General features: G+C 39.2%; 15 protein-coding genes. 3 read left to right on the forward strand and 12 right to left on the reverse strand.

The features are described from left to right. Positions 1-15 precede the first annotated feature (15 nt). From ade to Ami3637_RS00090, 3 genes are all read right to left on the reverse strand, one after another. Positions 16-1,749 carry an adenine deaminase gene (gene ade / locus Ami3637_RS00080; RefSeq protein WP_162360765.1) on the reverse strand — a complete coding sequence of 578 codons (1,734 nt, stop codon included), beginning with the start codon at positions 1,747-1,749 and terminating at the stop codon, positions 16-18. A 13-nt stretch (positions 1,750-1,762) separates the two neighbouring features. After that, entirely contained in the window at positions 1,763-3,547 is a 1,785-nt protein-coding gene (locus tag Ami3637_RS00085) for an adenine deaminase (RefSeq protein WP_162360766.1), read from the reverse strand. Positions 3,548-3,933: 386 nt separating this feature from the next. Continuing rightward, complete coding sequence (locus Ami3637_RS00090) at positions 3,934-4,440, reverse strand: RrF2 family transcriptional regulator (protein ID WP_162360767.1); 507 nt, start codon at positions 4,438-4,440, stop codon at positions 3,934-3,936. 200 nt (positions 4,441-4,640) lie between these two features. Here Ami3637_RS00090 and Ami3637_RS00095 point away from each other — a divergent pair, with 200 nt between their 5' ends. Beyond that, the gene (locus Ami3637_RS00095) at positions 4,641-5,015 is read left to right on the forward strand and encodes a pyridoxamine 5'-phosphate oxidase family protein (RefSeq protein ID WP_162360768.1); all 375 of its coding nucleotides are present in this window, start codon (positions 4,641-4,643) and stop codon (positions 5,013-5,015) included. A gap of 262 nt (positions 5,016-5,277) precedes the next feature. On the opposite strand, the gene Ami3637_RS00100 is transcribed toward Ami3637_RS00095, so the two are convergent. Both Ami3637_RS00100 and fliB read right to left on the reverse strand, forming a co-directional pair. Next, positions 5,278-6,432: a hypothetical protein gene (locus Ami3637_RS00100; RefSeq protein WP_162360769.1), complete on the reverse strand. Its 1,155-nt coding sequence runs from the start codon at positions 6,430-6,432 to the stop codon at positions 5,278-5,280. Positions 6,433-6,666: 234 nt separating this feature from the next. Then, positions 6,667-7,932 (reverse strand): flagellin lysine-N-methylase, encoded by a 1,266-nt coding sequence (fliB, locus tag Ami3637_RS00105; protein WP_162360770.1) that lies wholly within the window; start codon positions 7,930-7,932, stop codon positions 6,667-6,669. Between the two features lie 298 nt (positions 7,933-8,230). Here fliB and Ami3637_RS00110 point away from each other — a divergent pair, with 298 nt between their 5' ends. After that, entirely contained in the window at positions 8,231-9,685 is a 1,455-nt protein-coding gene (locus tag Ami3637_RS00110) for a DEAD/DEAH box helicase (protein WP_162360771.1), read from the forward strand. 100 nt (positions 9,686-9,785) lie between these two features. On the opposite strand, the gene Ami3637_RS00115 is transcribed toward Ami3637_RS00110, so the two are convergent. Continuing rightward, positions 9,786-10,115 (reverse strand): winged helix-turn-helix transcriptional regulator, encoded by a 330-nt coding sequence (locus tag Ami3637_RS00115; RefSeq protein WP_162360772.1) that lies wholly within the window; start codon positions 10,113-10,115, stop codon positions 9,786-9,788. Positions 10,116-10,229: 114 nt separating this feature from the next. On the opposite strand from Ami3637_RS00115, the gene Ami3637_RS00120 reads away from it, so the two are divergent. Beyond that, positions 10,230-10,733 (forward strand): GNAT family N-acetyltransferase, encoded by a 504-nt coding sequence (locus Ami3637_RS00120; protein ID WP_162360773.1) that lies wholly within the window; start codon positions 10,230-10,232, stop codon positions 10,731-10,733. Positions 10,734-10,737: 4 nt separating this feature from the next. Here Ami3637_RS00120 and Ami3637_RS00125 read toward each other — a convergent pair whose 3' ends face one another. The 6 genes from Ami3637_RS00125 to Ami3637_RS00150 all read right to left on the reverse strand — a co-directional run bounded on the left by Ami3637_RS00125 (position 10,738) and on the right by Ami3637_RS00150 (position 24,293). Beyond that, positions 10,738-11,586 (reverse strand): MBL fold metallo-hydrolase, encoded by an 849-nt coding sequence (locus Ami3637_RS00125; protein ID WP_162360774.1) that lies wholly within the window; start codon positions 11,584-11,586, stop codon positions 10,738-10,740. Between the two features lie 105 nt (positions 11,587-11,691). Beyond that, a complete protein-coding gene (locus Ami3637_RS00130; RefSeq protein ID WP_162360775.1) occupies positions 11,692-12,225 on the reverse strand; it encodes a GNAT family N-acetyltransferase in 534 nt (177 codons plus the stop codon). A gap of 215 nt (positions 12,226-12,440) precedes the next feature. Further along, a complete protein-coding gene (locus tag Ami3637_RS00135; protein WP_162360776.1) occupies positions 12,441-13,814 on the reverse strand; it encodes a stalk domain-containing protein in 1,374 nt (457 codons plus the stop codon). Then, entirely contained in the window at positions 13,811-14,359 is a 549-nt protein-coding gene (locus Ami3637_RS00140; RefSeq protein ID WP_162360777.1) for an RNA polymerase sigma factor, read from the reverse strand. The genes Ami3637_RS00135 and Ami3637_RS00140 overlap by 4 nt, the downstream gene beginning before the upstream one ends. Before the next feature lie 218 nt (positions 14,360-14,577). Then, a complete protein-coding gene (locus Ami3637_RS00145) occupies positions 14,578-23,241 on the reverse strand; it encodes an InlB B-repeat-containing protein (protein WP_162360778.1) in 8,664 nt (2,887 codons plus the stop codon). Positions 23,242-23,495: 254 nt separating this feature from the next. Further along, positions 23,496-24,293 carry a M55 family metallopeptidase gene (locus Ami3637_RS00150; protein WP_162360779.1) on the reverse strand — a complete coding sequence of 266 codons (798 nt, stop codon included), beginning with the start codon at positions 24,291-24,293 and terminating at the stop codon, positions 23,496-23,498. Between the last annotated feature and the right edge of the window lie 11 nt (positions 24,294-24,304).

The raw sequence follows: 24,304 nt of genomic DNA on the forward strand, positions 1-24,304 counted from the left end.
TATCTCCTATGTTATTTATTGAGCTTCGATCGGTATAAAGTCAAATTTAGTTACATCAAACAACCCCATGTCTGTAAGCTTTATTTCAGGTATAACTGCTAAAGACATAAAGCACAGTGTCATTACAGGCTCAACATCCTGATTGATATGAAGAGTTTCATGGGCAGTTTTGTGAATCTGTGTCAGCTTTTCATGAATCCACTCACCGCTTTTATCGCTCATAAGGCCCGCTATTGGCATAGGCATACTTTCCAGGATTTTCTGATCTTTTACAAGAATAATTCCACCATCCTGTTTTATCAGCTCCTCTACAGCGAATGCCATATCTTCATCATTTACACCAACCACGATGATATTGTGAGAGTCATGGGCTACAGAAAGTGCAACTGCTCCCTCTCTGATGCCATATCCTTTTAATAATGCTACTGCCACATTTCCTGTATCCTGATGACGTTCAACCACTGCAACCTTGACAATATCAGAAGATGGGTCATAGATAAACTCACCATTGGCATCACGTTTAATTTCTGCCACTTCTTTGCTAGTAACTACACCACCAGGCAAAATATTAATCACATTTGCCTTGTGTGAATTAATCTTTAATCGCAACTTTTCTTTTGAAAAGTCTTTTACGTGAAAGCTTCCTTTTGTTTCTGATATATCGTATGGATTGACCGGTAAATTGTATGTTCCATTTGTTGCGACTTCCTGACCGGCAACAAATACTCTTTGTACTTTAAAATCCTTAAGATTATTCATCAGCACAATATCTGCCCGAAGACCTGGTACGATAGCACCTCTGTCTTCTAGTCCAAAACACTCCGCTGAATTTAAGCTTGCCATTTGTATAGCAATAATCGGATCAAGTCCCTCTTCTACACAAACACGCAGGTGATTATCAATATGGCCTGTACTTAAAATGGTCTTTGGCTGGCAATCATCTGCACAAAGAAGGCAACGTCTGCTGTTAAAAGGAGTTACACCTTTTAATAATTCCCTCAGGTTATGACAGGCAGAACCCTGACGAAGCAGCACATACATTCCTCTTGCAATTCTGTCCTGCATCTCTTCTACCGTAGAACATTCATGATCTGTATGAATTCTTGCTGCAGCATAAGCGTTCAGTCCATTGCCTGTTACTCCAGGGCTGTGACCATCAATACACTTCCCTTGATTTTTTGCAACCAGGAGCTTATCTAAGACACCGTCATTAGCCCCAATTACACCGGGGAAGTCCATGAATTCTCCAAGTCCAAGAATTTTTTCATGCTTTATTGGTTCTTTCATAGTCTCTGCATCAATGACCGCTCCAGCATGCTCAAAGGGTGTTGCAGGCACGCAGGAAGGCAGCATCCATTTAATGTCTAAGGCTGTTTCCTCTGAGGCTTTTATCATATAGTTCAAGCCTTTTAATCCGCAAACATTAGAAATTTCATGAGGATCTGCAATGATTGTGGTTGTTCCATGAGGAACAATGAGTCTGCCCAGCTCTTCTGGACTTACATAAGAGGACTCTACATGAATATGGCTGTCTATAAAACCTGGCGCTGCATACTGACCTTTTGCATCAATTTCCAAAATTCCTTCGTAATGTCCCACTCCTGCAATAAGGTCTTCACATAAAGCAATATCACCTTCAATAATAGTGCCATTATATACATCTACAACTTTGCAGTTTTTTATAACAGTATCTGCAGGAGTTCTTCCTGCCGCAACATCGATTAAATTTTTTAGTTGTTTCTTTTCCATTGTCTGACACTCCTTATTTTACCTGAGTCAGTTCAAGAACTGGTTCAAAGGTTGTCAGTGCAATACAGTCCACTGGCCCTACATCTGTGATAGCATAATCAGGGATTGCTGTAATTGGTAAGAAAAACATATACATAAGAGGATCCGGTAAATCACATCCCAGTTTATTTGCTGCTTTTGTCAGTAATGTTTCACGATAAGCAATTTCTTCTGGTTCTAAATCGCTGGCAATTCCTCCTACAGGTAAGGAAAGAAATTCTATTACTTCGCCGTCTGCAACAACAACTTGCCCTCCACCATTTTCTATGAGGTGGTTTACTGCAATGGACATATCTGCAGCATCTGCTCCCATTACAATGATATTGTTGTCATCTGGCGCGGCAGAAGAAGCCATTGCACCCTTTTTAAGCTTCCATCCAGAACAAAATGCTAATGACTTATTACCATTACGGCCAAAACGTTCAAGAACTGAAACCATCAGAACATCCTGCTCTGTATCTGGCTGTACGATATAGTCCTTTACATTTAAGATAACATCTCTTCGTTTACGGACGAAAGGTCCCTTCACATTCATGGAAAGCACTTTAGCTTGTCCATCTTTAATATCTACTTTATATTCAAAATCTTCTTTTGTAGTCTTTGCACATTTTAATGCACTACTTAGCACGCTGCTTCTGGCAGGTGCTTTCAGAGCATAATTTAATTTACCATTTTCCGCTACCAGGCGGCCATTTGTGATAACAGCTTCCACATGGAAAGATTCCGGGCTGTCAACCAAAAGAATATCTGCCAGTCTTCCAGGGGAAATCGAACCAACAAGATGATCGATTCTATAAGCCTCTGCACTGTTAATGGTAGCCATCTGGATGGCTGTCATAGGATCTACTCCTTCAGCAATAGCAAGACGGACAAGATTGTCAACATGTCCTTTTTCTATTACATCTGTTGCTGTTACATCGTCTGTACAAAAACTTACACGACGTGCAAGGGCAGGATTTACTTCAGTTACTGCTCTGATATTTTCTTTTAGGAAATGGGTAACGGAAGATTCTCTGATTATCATATGCATACCATTTCGCATTTTTTCTACTACTTCCTCATGGTCGTAGCTTTCATGGTCAAGTCTGATACCTGCACAGAGATATCCATTTAATTCTTTGCCTCTTGCCATTGGCGCGCATCCAAACACTGGCAGACGATTCTTAAATGCTTCTTCAATTGCACCTAAAGTATCATCATCTTCTTCCTGTATGTATTCACGCACTGTTTCCCAAACGCCAAAGCATTCCGGCCACTTCTGTACTTCCCTGTGAACTTCCTGAGTGAAGTTAAAGGCAACTGTTGATTGTGGGAACGTATAAGGTGTTCTGTAAGGGGCACCCCAGAATACTTTTAAAGGACTTGCCTTTGCTTCTTTAAATACTTCCTGTAAACCCTCTAAACCGGATACTGAAATGTATTCGTCTAGTCCTGAAATAATACTGGTTGTTCCACAAGGTACCACTGCTTTTGCAAAGCTTGTGATGCTAAGCTTGCTGCATTCGCTGTGAATGTGTCCATCAATGAGCCCAGGAACTAAATATTTTCCCGTTGCATCGATGGTCTTCGTCTCCTGGCCGATGTAATCACTTACATCCCCAATGGCTACAATAGTATCTTCATAGATTGCCACATCGGCCTTGTAAATTTCGCTGGTCATAACATTTACCAAGCTTCCATGAAGTACCACAGTGTGTGCAGAAGTAATTCCTCTTCCTGCACGAATAAGTTGTTTTAAGTTGTTCTTATTTTTTTGCATAAAAAAACCTCCAATAAATAATTTAAGATACCCCGATCAATTCTGACGAACCAGGTTTCCCGTCCTGCAGTTTGTATCTTGACGAATTTTATATTGGATTAAAAATATTGAAATATAATATTTTATGACATATTACCATATTTCGACAAAAAAACATATATTTTTTTGGATAAAATAGGAACCTTTTTATATGCTTTAATCTTAAAGTTCGTGTTTTGTGATTAAAACGTTAGATTTACGTTAGATCTAAAGCTTGAGCAAGAGTCTTTGTTCGTTTTTTAGCAACTAGGGCATAAAAAATGGAGGCAGAGATTCTATCTGCCTCCTAGTTCCCAAAGAAAAACTGTACAAGATTTTCTTACTTCTAAAGAGATTTGCATCCTCAATTACTTCTTCATTCTCAGATTGTTAAACCATTCTGCTGTAGCTTCTAAGTGCTCTTGAGGCAACTTATTCTTTACCTGCTCATATAACCATGCTAATGTTTTATTTTTCAAGTACTGTCGCATTTGCTCCTCAGCTTCTATCATTACCACATGTATGAGGCATGGACATTTTGTATGTGTATCTGGCAAATTTTCTTTATCCAGTAATATTTCGTTTTGCCTTATTTCTGCACACTGAAATAAAGGAGCACCTCCTTCTACAGCTTCTACTATATCCCAAAAAGTAATACTTTCAGGCAAACGAGCTAATTCATATCCACCTTTTACTCCAGGTATAGACTTGACAATACCGGCTTTCCTTAGTTTCGTATATACTTTTGACAAATAAGTCTCAGATACCCCTTGATAAGTAGCTAAGTCCTTTATACCTATTGAATTTCCCGTAGGATTATCGACCATATATAGCATACAATGTAATGCGTATTCTACACCAATAGAAAATTGCAATAAAATCACCCTCCCAGAATACAATTTCTTCTTCCCATATTACTTTAATATTTTTTATTAGTCAACCTATTCAGGTTTAAATTATAGATAAAATATATCTCTAATATATTTTATAGTTGACAGTATAAAGTTCAATATATATAATAATTACAGATAATATTTATCTATAATATCTTAAAAATTTTTAATAGGAGGAAAAAATGTTAACAGAAAAATTTTATGATGTAATAAATAAGGAAGGTGTTGTTTCCATTGTTTCTTGGGGAGAATGCGAGCCACATATAGTTAATACCTGGAATTCCTACATTACTGTAACTCCAGATGAAAGGCTTCTGATTCCAGCCGCAATTATGAGGAAAACAGAAAAAAATGTTAATATTAATAATAAGATAAAAATATCTTTAGGAAGCAAAGAAGTGATTGGCTATAATGATTACCAAGGAACAGGCTTTATCATTGAAGGCACTGCAAAATTTATTAGTTCTGGCCAGGAGTTTGAAGAAATGAAAGAGAAGTTCAATTTCTTAACAAGAGTCTTAGAAATAACCATTAGCTCTTCGAAACAAATGTTATAAGTATATTGGACAAAAATAAGACCAGTCTTTATCGATTGGTCTTATTTTAATCCACTTAATCTAAGCATAAACATATATCAAGAACTTTGGATATATGCTATAGATATCAGTTTCGCTTTGTTTCCACATAGAACACAATCACAAAATCTGCTTCCATCAAAAGCCTGTTAACGTTCTCATTTTACTGAAGATAATTCAGTTCTATTATCAATATCAATCTTCTGTAAACTACCTATTTCTGCTTCTTATACACGTTAGCTATTTAAAATATATGATAGCTATCATGATTTTTTTGATACATAAATAAATCGTCATTAAGTAATAGTTTTTCATCATTTTGTGTTAGTTTAGAAAAATATATTATTTGTTTTTTATTTATATCATAGATAAAAACATAGTTGTTCTTGTTATCATCTATTGTATTAGCCGTTCCCATAATTTTTTTATCATAGTAATAGCAAAAATTTCTCATTATAAATTCCATTTGCTCCTTGTGTTCAAAAGGAATATTTTCTGAGCATAAGAAATTAAGCCCATAATCATAATAGTCGATATACAAACTATCCATATAGGTTGACCCTTTTGTGTATCCCCTATTTAATACTAAAAGCTTATCCCCAATATCAAAAATATTTGATGCCACGCCATTTATGTTATCTACTTTTTTACATATATTTTCCTTTAAATCATACATCAATATGCAAGATGTATATCCATCCATGGTTTTAGGAATTACGTACAAGATATTATTACGTACTAAATTGGAATCCGTATATAAAAGCACCCTCTCCAACCCAAAATTTGATACAGGAATATTATAAGTTTTTAAACTACAACTATCTGCATTTATTTTATATAATACTATTTCAGTTTGGTTTTCACTAGAAGATATCACATAAACATCGTTTTTATCATGGCATATACCAATTGCGGTATCACCAGTTGGATGATCTATTTTAATTGTTTGAATTTTGCCATTTCTGTTCAAAAAAACTGTAAAAGTATCTTTCCCCACGACAACTCCTTCAAATAAGAATATCTCACCTAATTCATAATTTTTATAAATGAAAGGTTGTCCATATGCTTGTATTAAACCATCTTCATTTTTATATCCAAGATAATTGGATATAGCCGTTAATGATTTTTGCGGGAAAATACTATAGCACCCCTGTATATATTGCTGTTCCGTTTGTGAAAGACTTTTATTATTAAGATTATAGGTTTCCGTTCTTTGTATTCCAGCTACATTCTTATATTGTTTATAAAATAATGTTACATTTATATCCTTAGGAAATCCTTTATCTATTAATTCTTCTGTAGTGATGTTACCGGTGTCTTCCTTAAGAGTGCAGCCTATTAAACAAACTATCATAATAAAAAAAACAAACATCAATTTTATAAATTTATAATTTATCATATCTATTCCTTTATTTAACTTCAATACATATCTATATTATTTTTTAATAGTATTCAACTAGTGCTGTATGAAATGTTGTCTCTGTTACATGAAATGTGTTTGCTGTTTTTTCTTATTATATTGCTATATTTATACTTTAATATTGTTAGAAGATTTTATAATTTTCATCTTATCAGTAAAAAATTCTTAAATACATGCTCTTCCTTTTCAAAACTTCCTGTGTTTCTGTGAGATCTAATTTTTGATGAGCATTACAGCGCAGGGAATGTTAAGCATATTGTTCTCATGAAAAAACTGAAGGAGCCGTTGCTGATAAGGGATATCATGACCAATATTTTTGGCAAAAGTCTGTATTAATTCCAGAACCTGATTTATTCCAAATTGCTCTTTATAGTAGCCTGCAATACCAACTAATAAATTTCTGATTATTGCAAACTGTGTGGTCAGCAGCATATACTCTGTCAATACCGTCTTCTCAATAGGGAAAATATTTTTCTTAAAAATACTTGTTTGTGTTCCAAATGGAAAAAGTCCTTTGAAAACCTCATTTACAAAATAGTTTTCAAGAATATATTCATGCTGCTTCATGTAAGGAGTATAGTACGAATTCTTGACTTTCGTATAGGAAATGTTCACGTCCTCCTCAGAGATGTCATTTGTATAATTAAGCCCTTTCTTAAATTGTTCCAAGCATTCTGCAAAACGGTTACCAGCTGCTCCCGTTTTTAATTGATATTCTAATAAGAGCGTTATGACTTTTAACAACGCTGCAGGTTGCCTTGGAATACTACTAATAAATTTATAAAATCCTTTGGTGTTAATTAGGTGCGAATAATCATTGATAAGTTGCAGAACCTCAATTTTACTATTACCAGACAACTGATTCAAATCATTGCAAAATCTTCCCAGAATTACCAGCCTGTCTTCAAAACAATAATTCCGGTTCTGTAAAAGTGAGATTATAAAGGTGCGTACTTCTTCAAAATACGGATAAACTCCATTGGGGTAATTCATATCAGATAGATTTACAGACGGAACTTTCTCAATCCTTGAATGGACATTAATATTTTGGGTTAGAAAACCCATTGGCACAGAATCACATAAAGCAAGTCTTGCAGCATGGGGACATGCCATATCTAAAGCCAATTCTAACTTGCCGTTCACAACATTGTAGATACGCGGGAAAATGCTGCAAGTCACAGATATATAGCTTTCACCATATTTTTCCTGAATGCTGCATAGCTTTTTTTCAGACAAAAAAGGGCAGGTATTCTCAGGCAACATTACCACTTCTGCAAAATTACCCTCCACAGGCATTATCCCTTCTCTTGTTATTGTCCTATTAAACATATCGCCCCCACCGGAGTGCAGTAGATCTTGATATTTCTTATAACTTTCCTCATCAATTGCAACTCGCCAACCACAGCAGCAGGTATCTTCGCATTTTGAAGCAATACATTGAAATTTAGACACGTATTCTGCCTGCAAAACTTCTCTCATATATTTCCCCCATTCCGCGCACTTTGCTTTCGTCATATAATTTTACTTTATCTTCTAATTTTGTAATAAAATCTTATTAAATCATAGTATACTACAAATCGCAAAATAAGAAGTGTAAAACTTCCAGGTAAATGCAGCTATTTTTTCATGCCTTCAGGCTTAATTATTATCCTTTTATCCATTATCTATGGTATAATAAAAGTTCGTAACCTCATAAGGAGGATTACATTTAAACATAAAGACAAATAATAGATAAAAATATAAAATTATTTAAGGTGAGTTGAGAAAAGAGAAAAAAATGAACGAAGTAAAAGATATTCAGAAAAAAAACATAGAGAAGTTCAAGGACTATCCCCTTGATAATTCCATCAAAAGAGCACTGAGCGAGTTGGGATTCAAACAACCTCTGGAGGTTCAGGCCAAAGTAATCCCCATGATTTGGGAGGGCAAAGATTTAATTGTAAAGTCCCAAACAGGAAGTGGTAAAACTGCAGCGTTCGCCATCCCTCTCTGTGAGAAAATTGATGTAGAACTTGAGAGTCCACAAGCATTGGTTCTGACACCCACACGAGAATTGACCGAGCAGGTAAAACAGGACTTTGCTGATATTGGTAAATATAAAGATGTAAAGTGCTGTGCTTTATATGGCAAACAGCCTATGGAATTACAAAGAAAAGAATTAAAACAAAACACCCCCCATGTAATTGTGGCTACACCAGGTAGAATGATGGATCACCTCTTAAACAAAAATGTGAAACTCCATGATATTAAATACCTGGTAATTGATGAAGCCGATGAAATGCTAATTATGGGTTTTAAAGAGCAACTGGAAACTATTATAAAAAAAATGCCTAAAGAGAGAGTTACGTTACTCTTCTCTGCAACCATACCGGATGAAGTTCATTTCTTGAGCCAGGAGTTTATGAATCATCCTGAAGAAATCCAAATTGAAGCAGAAGTATCAAACCTTGAAAAGATTGAACAGATTTACTATGCGGTAGACGGACTTAAAAAAGTTGACTTTATGAAGAAAGTTATCGAAAGAGAACGCCCGAGAAAAGCCATCATGTTCTGTAATACACAAGAACAGGTTACCAATTTGTTTGAAATCTTTCGAAAATGGGGTAACTTTACATGTGCAGTACATGGCGGTATGGACCAGCAGATGCGTACGGAAACATTAAATGCTTTTAAAAGAGGCGAATATAAAATGCTTATTGCCACGGATGTAGCAGCAAGAGGGTTACACGTTCAAGGCATCACTCACGTCATCAACTATGGTGTCCCTTTCGAGCATGAACAATATGTGCATAGAATTGGTCGAACAGGTCGTGTAGATCAACACGGTATTGCTATCACCATGGTAATCCCAAGTGAAATGAATCGATTTCATGACCTTGAAAAGTTCCTCGGCTATACTATTCCATGTAAAGGCGGCCATGTAGATAGGAAACCCCCGAAGGCAGATTCTACACGCAGAACAGGTCGGGAAAGATATAAAGCCGATAATCGCAAAGGACAAAAGGCTTTCGTACAGTTTAATGCAGGTAGAGATAACAGCTCCTTGAAGACAAGCGATTTCCTTGCTGCTATCAGGCGGGTGGACGGTATTCGCAATGAGGACATCGGAAAAGTGGACATCAAAGGGAAAGTAACCAATGTTGAAATTTCAGATGGAAAAGAAGCGTTGGTGATAAAGGCTTTTAAGACAAAAACCATTAAAGGCAAACTATATCGAGTAAAAAAAGGTTAAGATAAATGAGGCATGTCAGAGAACCCCAATATTGGGAAGGCGCTGACATGCCTTAATATTTATGAAGCAAATGGTCACAACAGGATTTATGTTTATCAAATCAAATATTCTCTTCACCCCAGTCACTAAGTGCCTCTAGAATAGGCATTAGTCTTTTACTTTTAATGGTGAGATCATATTCTACTCGAATTGGTACCTCCATATATTCTGTTCTTGTAACAAATCCATCCCTTTCTAACTCTTTCAGTGCTTTGGCTAAAATGTTATTGGAAACTCCATCCAGATTACCTTTTATTGCATTATACCTAGTTTTACCATTGCTGTTCAACGAACAAATTATCTGAATTTTCCACTTCCCACCAATCAACTCCATTGCTCTGTTAAGTGGACATCGTTCCATACAAGGACATTGTGAGTGTACATCTTTCATGGTTATATTCTCCTAACTTAGTCATAAAAAAGTGCGTTATTGAAATATTTTTATCAAGTAATATAATGATACCAGATAACAAAACAAAAGTAAATTTAAAGGAGTTTAATGAATATGTCTAATGCATTAACAAATATTGAAGGCTTTACAATCCGCACAGCAACAGAAGAGGATATTCCTCTAATTTTAAGGTATATTTTGGAGCTTGCCGATTATGAAGGCTGCAAGCACTTAGTACAGGCTACAGAAGAATCTCTTATGGAATCTTTGTTTGTAAAAAATCAGGCTGAGACGCTCATTGCAGAGTATTGTGGAGAACCAGTAGGCTTTTCTATGTACCTGTTCAAATTTTCAACTTTCCTTGGAAAAGCCTACATATATCTTGAAGATTTGTATGTAACACCACAATGGAGAGGCAAGGGTTTTGGAAAGGCACTTTTAATTAATCTAATGAAAATAGCTGTTTCTAATGATTGCACAAGGCTTGATTGGGGCTGCTTCGTCTATAACGAACCATCCATGGCATTTTATAAACAATTAGGTGCCCGCGAATTAACAGAATGGGCCGATTTTAGAGTAGACGGAGAACTGCTTCAAAAATATGGGCAATCTGTTTAATTCTCTAAATATTTTTCATATTCCCATGAATAAAGCTTCTAATATTACAAATTTCATCTTCATTAGGGGCTTTATTGTAAAATTCAGTGTAACTCCTAATTACTTCATTTTCCAAATAGCCATTTCCAACAAAATCACCTATTCGAATAAGCTCATTAAGATAATCAAAAAATTCTTCTTTACTTTCCGGATGATGATGGGAAGTGAGGTAATGTAACGCATCATATTTTTTTATTTTATTTATCATAGGCATTAACTTTTCTCTACTGTAACTCCATTCGCCACTATAAATATCTTCACAAATACAATCACCTAGAAATATTGTTTTTTCATCTGGAATATAAATAATGGTAGAATCTTCTGAATGGCAGCCTCCAACAGTTTCGATCAAACAAGAAATTCCACCTAAATCAATCTCTATACTATCCTTAAAAGTTAAATCAGCATTTCCTGTTTTAAAACCATCTCGATCAGGCATTTCAAGTTTTATCATTTTACTGCAAAACTCAATTTCCTCTCCCTTTTCTACTCGTTCATCCAGCATAAAGTCATCCCACGTCATTTTTTGCATTTTATTTAAGTTTTCTTTCGTTAGATAATTACAAATTGTAATTATGTTCATAGCTTCTATCCCAAAAACATGATCCCAATGCCAATGAGTCAGTACTAAATACTTTAGTGGTGGAATATCTAATTTGCATACATCGGCCAAAAACTCATTGGCATGTGCCGGAGAATTTCCGGAGTCTACAACTAAGCTATATTTGTCACCACAGACTAATCCTAATATTGGCCTATCTGTCCTATCATCATTGGGCATATAATAAATTCTATCAGTAAGCTTAATAAGCATATCTATTTATCAATTCCTTTCCAAAATCACTGGTACTACTTTTTTATCCAAATTACTCCACTTCAGTTGTATCAGATTGGGTAATAAACCACTCCTTTTTTTATATTAACTTGTTAGATATTTTTGTACATATTCATCCTTTAGCATTGACATTAAATGAACATCATAAAGTTTTCCGTTTTTTCGACAGTTGTTCCTCAAAACGCCTTCGTATTTAAAACCAAGTGATTGATATAAGAATGAAGCAGGAGTTCCAGTATAATGATCAAGATAAACTCTTTCAAGCTTCCACTCTTCGAAACAAAGTTTCATGATTGCCTCCATGGCTTGTCTGCCATATCCTTTATTTCTCAAAGTTGGATCACCAATATAAATTCTGAACACTTCCACTTTCCAATTTTCCATGAAGTCTCCCAGCACAATTCTCCCAATTGGTTTTCCTGTCCCCTTAAGGGCTATAGTATACTGAATCTGGTTAGGATTTTCATCATCATGGACATATGTACGTGCAACCATTTCGTAGCTTTGATTTTCAGAAATACTAAAATATTCATTAACCTCAGGTGTTAATTCCCACCTATAGAAAAAATCAATGTCATCCCATGTAGAATTCCTAATAATTAAGTCTTTTGTTTCCATACGATCCACCTCTTTTTATTCATTGTTAAATCAAAATATACAAATACAGTATATCATAATAAATGAACCATTCGGACTAAAAATCATTATTAGTGGATTAAGAGCTATGGTTAAAAAAGAGGCAAAGTCTTAAGTCGTTTAAGTCATTCCGAAAAACTCTGCCCATATTATTTATTTGTTCTATCCCAATACACTTTGTCAGTTAAAGCTTTACATCAAGGTGTAACAACCCATACTGTATCCTTTATATCATATGTGCCTACACGACGACGTTCACTACTTCCCCAAGGTTCTTGTTTTGGCTGCACCTTAAAATGCATACCAAAAGCCAGGTATTCTGGTGCAATCAGTTGCCCTTTAAGTATACATACTGGGTTAAACAGCTCAAATTCCTCACCATTTTTCAAAAGAACACTGCTCCCATCTTTAAGAATATATATTTCATCATGGTAGTTGATTTTCGCCGAACGGGTCTTTTCATTCCATTGATATTTTGCTCCTAATTTACTGCAAAGTGCTTCAACTGGTATCCAGGTTGTTTCATCTTTGATTACTGGCTTCAACTCAAAAGGTCGCAATTTTTCATCGATGGTAATCGGTTTGATTTTAGTGGTGTCCTTAATGTCGTACTCTATATTACCAACAATGATGCTTTTAAAGGCAGATAGTTCCGTTATTTCATAAAAAAGCCCTGTGCTGCCATAACGCCAAAGTTTAAGATTTTCATCAAATACGTCATAAGAATTCATCCTTCCTCCAGGCAATACATCAGCTAAATCGTTGCAAGTTTTGATTTCACCGTTTTTCATGCGAAAATACAATTCCGTATCCATCTCGTTTTGTGTTTTATAGTTTCTCTCAAAATAAATTCCAAGAGGACTATATCTTAAGATTGCGTTGCCATAAGGCTGTCCTTCCAAAATAAATTCCTTTGATTCTACATTGCATTTCATAGGAACAGTTATCTGCTTCCCTTCTTTCATGCAGGCAAACCTTAGAATGAAATCCACATCATCTTCATTAAAATAACTACAGCTGTATAATTGAAAAGTCCGAGATGTTTTCGTTTTCGATTCTATTATTTCACCCTGGGTAAGATTCGAGATTGTTGCACGTTCACCATATTTTGGCTCAAAAGAAATCTCCGATAATCCTATTCCAAAATAATCCTCCTTCATGAGCTTTGCTATGGCTTCATCAGTCAGGCCCTCCACAGTATAAACCACAAACACCTGATATTTCGAAACCAGTGTCTGTTCCAACGTCAGCCTGTATTGTCCATCCGTCACGCTCTGTTTTTTCGTATCCACGAAATCAGTATAGGGAGCAGTATCTCCTATAAAATTCAACTTCAGAATATCTGCCTTAACTGCTGCAAATACTGTTGTTGTTGCTAAAATCAGAAGTACAGTAATAAGAACTATTGTTTTTATTAATTTCTGTCTTCTATAAACTTTCCTTTCGCTTATATCTGTATTCAATGTACCATTTACTCTGTCAACAATGTCTTTGATATTGACTTTTTCTTCTATGTCTATGCTGTCTATCTTCAACTCACAGCACAATTTGGAAAGTCGTTTATTCATCATAGTCTCCTCCCCTCATTATCCAGCATCTCCTTAAGCCTCTTTCTGCCACGTGCTAATCTAGTTTTAATAGTGGAAGCATTCATTCCTGTAATCTTAGCAATTTTAGAGATTTTTTCATCATAATAATAATACCGCATAAAAAGTTCACTGTCCGTCTCACCCAGTGTAGAAATCAGATGAATCAATTGTTTTTGCTTCTCCCTCTGTTCAAGGTAAGCCACAGGTTCTGGATTTTCAGTAGCTATCCCTTCATCTAATTCCTGATGAACGGAAACTTGACGTAACTTATTTTTTGCACAGTTTCGTGCTGCCGCTCCTAGATAAGCTTTGACCGTGCCCTTTTCCCTATCAAGGGAATCAGCATGCTTCCAAAGGCCTACAAATACATCTGCCGTGACCTCTTCCACGTCTTCCTTTGTCATAATATTTCCAATGATATTATAAATAATCACACTGACATAGGGTGTATACTCTTTCATTACTTTATCTAATGCATCACGCTTTCTCTTTTTTAAATTAAGCAAAAGCTTTTCATCCTCTGTCAAATCAGCCTTCCTCCTCTTTGGTAGTAATCAAAATAACTTTTTTATTCGCATGCTAAATACATATACACAAAAAATATGAAAGGGTTTCAATATGTATATAAAATTTTCTCTTGCTATTTTAAAATTCTTCCAACATAATATCACATATTTTAAAATAGCAATAAAAAAATGATGCGGTAAGTTCTAGCCTTACCGCATCATATAGTTTATACTTTATACTATTTGTTTTTCCCAAACACCTCTTCAAAGCGTTTAAGAATTGCCGCAACTTCTGCTCTTGTGGCACAAGCCTTGGAATCAAGAGTGCGATTCTCCTTTCCGCTTAGTAGACCATTGGCAACAGCCCATTCCATAGCTTCTACAGCATAGGCCGAAGTCTTGCTTCCATCAGTAAAGGTGTCAAGTGCCTTTTTCTTTGAAACATCATATCCCTTATCACTTGCATAGCGGTTTAGGATTGCTGCCATCTGCTCGCGGGTGATGGTGTCGTCAGGGCCGAATAGTTCGTTTCCATATCCCTTAACGATTTTTTTACCCTCTGCCCACATGATAGCCTGCTTATAATAGGAGGAATCTTTCACATCCTTAAATGAATGTCCGCCAGATACAGCAGGTTTACCCTCTAACCGCCATAGTAGCGTAACAATCATACCTCGAGTAGTAGATAATCCTGGGCTGAATGTTGTCCCGTCTCCTGTACCGTTAAATATTCCTTTTTCATAAGCCCACGCAATATCCCCATAAGCCCAGTGGTTTTCAGGGACATCCACAAATGGGAAGTTCTCTTTTGAAATTACTTGGGTAAATTCAGCTGAAACATTCACCTTACCATTTGGCATTACAAAGGTATAGGTTCCGTTGCCGTTGTCCGTATAAAGGATTGCCTTACCGTTTGCATCTGTAATGATTAGATGATGAAGTTCATACCCTCCATCCGGTTTTGCAGTGATGGTGATTTTACCACCTACTACAGACTCGGTTTTATCTGCTGTCAGCGTACCATGCACAACTTTGCTTTTGTCAATGGTAATCGGATAACTGGAAACTCCACCAGCTCCTCCGCCAGATCCTCCTCCAGAACTTCCTGAACCTCCTGAGTTAACAGCGGTATAGCTGAAAGCATAGGTTGAGAATTTGGATGCATATACAAAAATCTGTCCTGTGGACACATTATCAAACCAGGTTCCATCCACATAAGCGGTAGTAGGCCGGCTACTTAGCTTTGTCAGTGCAGAAGCTGCCCCATCATGATAACGAAGCACCTGAATGTTGTCCTTCCTACTGAAATCATACGGAATAATAATTTCTAGTACCGTATTATTGCTTGAGCCAATATTGGTTCCGTTGCACAAGAGTCGAGCATCTAAATACATATCCACTGTCTGACTAGTAGTGAGTTCTCTGATTGCTGCCTGTTCGCCATTTGATTCACTCGGGTTTTTGGCAGTGACAATCAACTTAACAGTGGTTACCTTACTTGGCTGTGCATGCGCATCAGCTACGGTGCTCAATTGATCCACCACTAAAGCTGGAACGGTTGTACCAACCTCGCCTGTCAGTTCAAGTAAACTGTTTTTGGCAGTGTTGTTCAGTATGAAATCAACTACTAGAGGACTAGCAATAATGGTCTCTGCCTTGGTAACTGTTTTACCGTCATCTGTACACACAACGTTATAGATACCAGGCAGTAAATTGGTAAAGCTGTAGCGACCGTTTGCATCGGTCTTAGTCGTACCAATCACTTGATTTCCCTTCTTCAGCATGACAGTTGCATCTGGAATCGGGTTCGCTGGTGTGCTATCGTTGGTGACCATGCCGGACATTCCGTAGCGGGACTGTTGCTGCCACTGGGCATATAGCACCAGATTACCAGTAATACCAGGTGTCGGATCCTTGATGATTTCACCATCAGCATAGCTTACTCCCCTGCCGCTGCTCTGTGTATTCCATCCTGCAAAGGTGTAACCCTCGCGCTGGTATGTGTTTGCAGTAAGTGGCTGCTCTGTGTTATGGATAAACATTTGATTTCCCATGGAACCAGTTTTTGCACCGTTACCGTCAAATGCCACTGCCACCGTATTGGCTTTCCATACTGCGTATAACGTCACTACACCATTCTGCATAGGAGTAAGGTTCCGTACAGTCTGCTCATCGGCATATTCGCCATAAGAACCCGTTGGATTTGCTGCCCAGCCCAAGAAGGTATATCCATCACGGGTAAAGGTATTTTGAGTCAATGCTGTTGCGGCTGCATCATACGTAAAGCCCTGCTGTGCCATGTTTCCTGTCGCACCATTAGCATTAAATGTCACCTTATATGCGTTAGGCGCCCACTGGGCATACAGTGTAATGCTATCGCTGCTTCCTAAATTCAGGGTGTTAACAGTAGCATTTGCGGCATAATCCGTTCCACTGCCGTCTTGCTCAGTATTCCAACCCGTAAAGCTATATCCTCTGTACATAAAGTTATTGGTTTTAAGTACAGTTGTATCACCTGTCTGGAAGCTCTGTGCTGCCATGGTTCCACGACCACTCCCTGGTGCAAAATTCACAGAGAAGCTGCCTGGATTCCATTGAGCATAAAGCTGTATCACACCGCTGGTATCTGCTGTCAGATTCCTTACTTTCACCTGATCAGCATAAGGTATGCCTGTGCCGTCGGCTTTGGTATTCCATCCTACGAAAGTATACCCAGATCGTAGAAATTGGTTTTTGCTTAATGCTGTTTCCGTTGAGTCGTAGGTAAAGACCTGATTACTCATTGTACCGGAGTCACCATTGTTGATATTGAATTGAACGGAATAAGTGTTGGCTGCCCACATTGCATAAAGCTGTACGGTACCGTTGTCGGATGTGGTTAGATTATTCACCTCCACCTTATTTGCATAATTCGCACCTTTTCCGTCTGCTGCAGTGTTCCATCCGGTAAATGTGTATGCTGTGCGGCTAAAGGCATTATCCGGTAAAGTTGTATTTGTTCCATATACTAGGTTTATATTGTTCATAGAACCTGAGGTGGCCCCATTGCCATTAAAAGTCACAGTATAGTCATTGCCAATCCATGTAGCATTCAATGTTATATTTTCAGTTGCAGTAATACTGGCACCATTGGCGTATGAATTTCCACCGGTTGTTTTCCATCCTGCAAAGGTATAGCCCTCCCGTTCAAAGGTGTTTGCATTCAGTGAAACAGGTGTGTTATAAGCTACATTCTGTTTCTCCATGGTTCCTGAAGTAGCGCCATTGCCATTAAAGGTCACGGTGTACGTGTTTGCCTTCCACAATGCATAAAGATGTATTGTGCCATTTTCAGCTGCGGTTAAATTACGCACCGATTCTCCTGGTGTATAAACCTTTGTTCCACTAGGACTGGTTGCCCAACCTGCAAAAGTATATCCTGTTCGTGTAAAGGCATTACTGCTCAGTGCTTTTGCCTCTGCATCATAGGTAAAGGTCTGATCAGCCATTGTGCCGGTGGCTCCATTGCCATCAAAAGTGACGGTATAGGTGTTGGCTGTCCAAAGCGCAGTATAGGATACACTGCTGTCTCCCATGGTCTGGTTCGAATTAGCTCCATGGATTGTCTCTCCTGTTTTCCAACCTGCAAAGCTATATCCAGTGCGCTGTAAAGTACCCGTTGCTGCTACAGTATATGGTTTTCCCTCATAATATGGGTTTGCATCTACAGGCACTGAGCCGGAAGTAGCATTTGGTGCTGTATATGTGACTGTATAAGCGGACGTTTCAGCAAAGGACATGGTCAAAGCCAAATCCGTTACATCAGCAGTTGGCATAGGGAAAACAAAAGTTTTTGTCACCCCAGAGACTGCCCCTGTAACAACTGTCTGGGTTTGCTCTGCAACGCTGTCAATTGCTCCCGAAAGTCCTAAAGTGATTAGTCCAGGTTTAATTGCCGTTCCAGAAAGGGTAACGTCAATTGAATATCCCGTATCTGTCAAAACCGGAGCTGCCGCCGTGGCAGTAACACCGTTCACCGTTTTTGATGCAGGGGTATTAACCTTATAAAGTGTTGCAAATTCCCCAGTACCATCAGCCTTTACAATGGCATAATATGTCTTTCCTTCATAGGTTGCACTAGCAATACCAATGGGTAGATAAGCATATACCTTGCCTCCGTCAAAGGTTGTTACATCGTTCATGCCGTAAACGGTTCCATTTTTATCACGTATGACCAGTGTCTTGCTGACATCCACACCACCAGTCCCACTCGGAACGGTAAATGTGGTCTTATAGACGTTTTCACCTAAAGCATTTTTAGGGGTTCTTCCTCCCAGATCGAGCAGCAAGTTCCCTCCGTTTAATCTTATATTAGGAGTACCTGTGTTAGAGTTTAGCTTAGCACGTAATGTTCCTCCATTAAAGGTAACATCAAGAACCGCCTGAGTACCACTCGGTGCACTTGTACCGACTATACAGTTATCAGATTCACCTGCACCACGTAGGATGCCGCCGTTAATCGTCAGTCCTTTTACCCCATACCAATAGGTAGTGAGACCTCCACCATAACCAGCAGCAGCAACCACACCGCTGTCAATTGTAACATTTTGAAGCGCCATACTGCCATTTCCCATGCCGGTAGCCATCGTGGTATTTCCTGTAACTGTCAGCGTATTGGCGGTGGTCCCATCAATGCTGCGAATGGTCAGCATTTGAGTACCGGTTTTTTTCAGTCCACTGCTGCTTATCTGCCCAGTTGCCAGTAAATTTGTACCACTTAGGGTCAGTTCCACATCTCCAGCATTTGTACTGATTTCCAACGGCGCTCCGGCACCACTTATTTTCACATCCTTCAGGGTCAGGTGCACCGCGCTATTTTGAGGTGCATTTTGTAAAGTTGCGGATATAAGAATATTTTTGTTTGTCTCCGTACCATTGCCCTTTATGGTTATGCTTGTGGTAGGATCAATGTTATCGCCCATTAGATTTCCACCCTGCAAAATTTTCAGCGTACCGGAATTAGTGCCGTCTGCAATTTCAATCCATCCAGTAGAAATATCAATGTCTCCACCAGTATAGTTGGCGATGGATACTGCAGTGAGGGTCATTTCTTTCATTACCGTAACAGTGGACGGATTTGACTGCGCTACGGTGTTGTTGTTTCCGTCCACCCACTTACTGAACACATAGTTTGTACTTGCCGTAGCATTCAATGTAACGCTAGCCCCTGCAAGCACTATAGCAGTTGAACTGCTGTTTACAGTGGCAGCAGAAATACCTATGCTGGTATTCACCGCTACGGTGTAATATTGCAACGTAGCTGCTGTAGCGTTTTTGGATAAGGACTTACCCGTGTAGGTACTACCGTCAAAGATATAATATGTCGTTCCACGCACTAGATTTTCAAATGTGAGCTTTGCTCCACTAGCTGTTCCTGAAACGGCATTGGTCAAAGCACCTGAGGCTTCGGATAGTTTTATACCACTAACATCCGCTTTTCCGTTGACCGTAACAACAGCAGAGAAGCTTTGACTTGCTACAGCAGAAAGTGTCTGTTTGGCCATAATGTTGGAAACGGTTAGCTGATTCTCAGTGGATAGCAGCGTGCTGCCATTATACCACCCTGCAAAATCATTATTGCTATTAATTAGAGTTGCAGTCAATTTGACAGTAGTTCCTTTGATATAAGGTCCAGAATCTGCCGTATTGTTCACTTTAGTTTCAATGGTTACTTGCTCCGGAGAAACCGTAATCGTATAATAATCAATCATAGCATTCACGGTAGTATTAGTCAGGGTTTTTCCTGCTGCCTTACCGTTCACAAAAATATAATAGGTATTATGAGGATCTAGGTCGGCAAAAGTATAGTCCCCATTAGCACTTTGAGTTGGTGCAATGGTTCCTGCTATTGCTGAATCTGTGGAAAGTTGAACTGTTGCATCATTCCATAGAGCATCATCCTTTTTTAGCGTTACCTTCCCTGTAAAGTTCACCAGATTACCCGTGGCATCAAGTGACGTAGTCGTTCCAAGATTTGAAATAGTATAGCTCGTTCCATTAGCGGTTCCTGCCGTGCCAGTTGCCTGCCATGTGACCGAATAATAAGCCTCTGGCATAGCAGTGGCAGTAATGGTACTTCCACCTAGATATACACCATTTCCCGAAATGGAGGTAACCCCCCTGCCCTTATTTACCGTCACCGTAAAGTAGTTCAGCGTTTTATCACGGTTCGATGTATCAAGGAAAACACCGGTTTTTTGTACCGTCTCATCGTCCCATATATCATAGGTTTTGCTTGTGTCTAATCCAGCAAACGTATAGACACCGTTTGATAATGTACCAGTGATGGGAGCATCACTACCTTGTTCCGTCAAATGGATGTCTCTGGTATCTGAATTCCATAAGGTACTATCCTTTTTCAACGTAACCGTGGCAGAAAACGAACCAATACGGCTTTCTGCAGTCAAATCATAGCTGCGACTAATTGAAGAAATGGCATATGTGCTACTTGAAGATATTAGTGCACCGCCCTCCGTCCAACGGTTAAATATGTAAGATAGGCCACCACTCTCAGGGACAACCTCAGCGGAAACCTGTACGGAGCTACCCTTTAGATACGTTCCTGAACCTGTAACCTGGTTGATGTTACTACCTTTTGAAAGTGCTACCGTATAGTAATCCACCGTTGCATTGGTTGCTCCAAACGTCACTTTTTGTCCTGTGCAGACATACTGACCGTCGGTAAGCTTTGCCCACACATAATAGTTTTGCTTAAGTCCTGAAAAAGTATATACACCATTTGAAGAGGTGCCGGAAATAACGGTATCCGCATTGTCGGCAGAAGCAGACAATACAACATTGCCGTCAAACCCCGTCCATGTAGTTCCGTTTTTTCGTACTGTAACACTGGATTCAAATGGTACTACTTTTGCACTCGCCGTGTAACTGCGAGGCCCGTCCAGCGTTCCGGTTCTAATCTCAGTATCCGTACTAATGGGTTTGCCGTCTGCATCCGTCCACTTTTCAAATGTCAGTCCATTCTCCGGCGAAGCTGTCATCACTACATCCGACCCCTCAATAACCTTAATACCGCTGCTTGGATAAAAAGATGAGATTCCTCCGCCATTGTTAAGAGTAATCGTGTAATAGTGCACTTGCACGGCGGGATGACTTTTATCCACAACCACACCAGAAGAACTGCTGCCGATTTGAGCACGGCCCCAAACCTCATAAACGGTATCCTTATCAAGTCCCGTGTAGGTGGCAACACCGTTGTTCACGCTGCTTGGTCTGGTGCTTTTTGCCATGTTCAAGCCCTGAGGTGACAGCACTGGATAATAGCTGGAAGGGCAATCCGTCCAGATTTGATCATTCAGATAAATGGTCACCGAGACACCGAAATTGGGCAATACGCTCTCCGTTCCTCCTGAAACAGCACCCGTAATATCTACAGCTTGATTTTTATAGAGTGCATTGGTGATTCCGGATGGTAGCCACAGGTACAGCCGTCCATCTGCATCAGTCCTGACACCTGTAAATCCATAGCCTGCAGCTTTGTCAGCGGGAGTAAAGGTTAGCTCACTACCCGAAATGGAGGTGTCGGCTATAGGCACACCGTTATTAGTTAACTTGATAATATATCGATTCAAATCTACACCTGCACTGTTTTTTGGTGCTAGCCCAGTAAATTCCTTTACAGATCCTCCGTCAATGGTCACCGATCCGTCAGCACTTGCATTGTAAATGCCAAAGTAAGTACCACCGTTAATGGTAATATTTCCAGAAGAAACATTATAAAATACAGGCATGTTGGCTGAAGCCGTAACATCCCCTCTTTCAACCATAATATTGCCTGTAGACGCATTGACAACCGCAGGATAATTTGTTGTCCTCGTGTATACAGTGCTACCCAGTAGTTGGATTTCTCCGCTTCCATTATTATAGATAGCAGCAGCGCCAGAAGAACGAATGGTACCTCCGGAAAGTTCGATTTCCATTCCCCCCTTGGCAAAGTTGGCAAATCCCACACTTGAATCGGACGAGATGGTACCTCCGTCTAGTGTTATGTTACCATAGTTTAAGACACCATAACCTGCGGTTGAGCTAACCGTACCATCATGGATGACAACCATGGAATTCCCATCATTTAAAATGCCCATACCACTTGCGGCCGATACCATTCCACCTTCAACTGTAATTGTACCTCCATTATAATTTGCAAGAGCACTACCTGCGCCGGCGCTAACTGTACCACTTTCAACTGTAATTGTTGCGCCGTTGGCATTGTTGTAAGCGGCAAAACTCTGCTGAGCCGTTGTGGAAGTGGACTCCATCGTTGCTCCGGATATGGTCAATTGCGAAGCAGGATTATAATTCAGTACACCCACACCATTATCCGTTATAACACTTCCTCCTGAAGCAACCACCGTTCCATTGTTTAAAATGGCGTAGCCGGATTCCCCCTTTATCTCTCCGCCGACGATATTCAGGGTTCCATCATTTTGGATAGCGCGGCTTTGACTGCCGCTGGCTGTAATAGTACCATCCGAAATTTCCAGCGTCCCACCGTAATTTTGAATTAGGCCGCTACCCGGAACGCTTCCTGAAAGAACGCCACCGCCCACACTATCGGAAATTATTCCGCCAGCTGTAAAACGAAAGCAAGTGCCTTCAGTGCTTGCAGGGGTAAATGTCACCGTATGCCCTGCCAAATCTAACGTTACATTTTTGTCGATTACAATGCTGGTAGCGATTGAGAAATCACCACTGATAGCAATCGTGTCGCCAGATGTTGCGTTGGATACGGCATTGCGAAATCCTGCTTCATCATTAGCTGTCAACATTTGAGCTGCATGTACAGGCACAGGCAAGATCGTCAGCATAATGAACAGGGTCAGTGCAATGCTTAAAATTCGTTTTTTCATGTTCTTCTTCTCCTATTCCACTATTTTTTTTGGCTAGTAGCACACGCCCACATCATGGGAACGTGGCTTGCACATACATATTTTTCCATATTTTTACTCTCCTTTTCAAAGAATTAAATGCAGATTTTTCTACAATTTTTGCCAAAAGAATATCATAAAAAAAGAAAAAAATGAGCCTTTACACTTAAAAGACTCATTTTTACACTTAAAAACCTTATTTTTGCTTAAATTTACTATTGACAAATGAAAAACATCTATATTTCCGTCATGAACATGCGTGCAACACTTAGTTCCCAAGGTGTTGCTGCTGTATATTCCACCGTATTGCTATCCGTTTGTTTTGCTCCCGGATACCAGGATGCTCTTCTGGCATTTTGATGCTCTTTAAAATTAATAATCATATTATATTCCTTTTCAATAGGCATTAATCCGATTCCAGCTTCCAATGATTTTTCCACGCCTTTTTCGATTTTTTCTACCGCCTCTTCCGGATGAATATTCCATACAGCATTACCAATTCCTTTCTTGGTGGCTACGGTAAAGATTCCAGGATGGCTTTTTTGGGCCAGACGGCACATGCCGTCATCTCCCGAAAGAAACACAGAGGGGACCCCATGAGCTGTTGCCCAAAGTGCATTCAACAAAAACTCCGAAGCTAACTCTCCATTAATTTTTATCCAGTTGAATAAATCATGCTCAATGGTATGGGCTAATGGACTTGCATCGCTTCCTTCAGGAGAATGGTATCCAATGTAAACAGCTGCGGCAAAGCTCTCATCCAGACCACCCATCATAGATGCCGGAGTGGTCATCCAGCCCCGAATTAACTGTACACCTTTTGGCAATTGTGTCATATCAAGATTTAAAGCTTCTTCATGCCCGTCCTTAACGACCACTTCGTAGCCCAGTTTCATGGCCGCTCTGCATGCCGCTGCCACCTCCAGAGTCATTTGCCTGCTGGCCGCTTCATACCCCTGGCCGCCATATCTCGTTTCACACCAACTGGTAACACCAGTTACGCCTTCTATATCGGCGCTGATAAATACTTTCATCTTTATCCTCT

This window comes from Aminipila terrae (assembly GCF_010120715.1).
Classification (GTDB): domain Bacteria; phylum Bacillota; class Clostridia; order Peptostreptococcales; family Anaerovoracaceae; genus Aminipila; species Aminipila terrae.

What these genes read in the sequence shown, in the direction of transcription:
- ade (WP_162360765.1), bottom strand. Translation starts at nt 1,749, where the DNA reads ATGGAAAAGAAACAACTAAAAAATTTAATCGATGTTGCGGCAGGAAGA.
- Ami3637_RS00085 (WP_162360766.1), bottom strand. Translation starts at nt 3,547, where the DNA reads ATGCAAAAAAATAAGAACAACTTAAAACAACTTATTCGTGCAGGAAGA.
- Ami3637_RS00095 (WP_162360768.1), top strand. Translation starts at nt 4,641, where the DNA reads ATGTTAACAGAAAAATTTTATGATGTAATAAATAAGGAAGGTGTTGTT.
- Ami3637_RS00100 (WP_162360769.1), bottom strand. Translation starts at nt 6,432, where the DNA reads ATGATAAATTATAAATTTATAAAATTGATGTTTGTTTTTTTTATTATG.
- fliB (WP_162360770.1), bottom strand. Translation starts at nt 7,932, where the DNA reads ATGAGAGAAGTTTTGCAGGCAGAATACGTGTCTAAATTTCAATGTATT.
- Ami3637_RS00110 (WP_162360771.1), top strand. Translation starts at nt 8,231, where the DNA reads ATGAACGAAGTAAAAGATATTCAGAAAAAAAACATAGAGAAGTTCAAG.
- Ami3637_RS00115 (WP_162360772.1), bottom strand. Translation starts at nt 10,115, where the DNA reads ATGAAAGATGTACACTCACAATGTCCTTGTATGGAACGATGTCCACTT.
- Ami3637_RS00120 (WP_162360773.1), top strand. Translation starts at nt 10,230, where the DNA reads ATGTCTAATGCATTAACAAATATTGAAGGCTTTACAATCCGCACAGCA.
- Ami3637_RS00125 (WP_162360774.1), bottom strand. Translation starts at nt 11,586, where the DNA reads ATGCTTATTAAGCTTACTGATAGAATTTATTATATGCCCAATGATGAT.
- Ami3637_RS00130 (WP_162360775.1), bottom strand. Translation starts at nt 12,225, where the DNA reads ATGGAAACAAAAGACTTAATTATTAGGAATTCTACATGGGATGACATT.
- Ami3637_RS00135 (WP_162360776.1), bottom strand. Translation starts at nt 13,814, where the DNA reads ATGATGAATAAACGACTTTCCAAATTGTGCTGTGAGTTGAAGATAGAC.
- Ami3637_RS00145 (WP_162360778.1), bottom strand. Translation starts at nt 23,241, where the DNA reads ATGAAAAAACGAATTTTAAGCATTGCACTGACCCTGTTCATTATGCTG.
- Ami3637_RS00150 (WP_162360779.1), bottom strand. Translation starts at nt 24,293, where the DNA reads ATGAAAGTATTTATCAGCGCCGATATAGAAGGCGTAACTGGTGTTACC.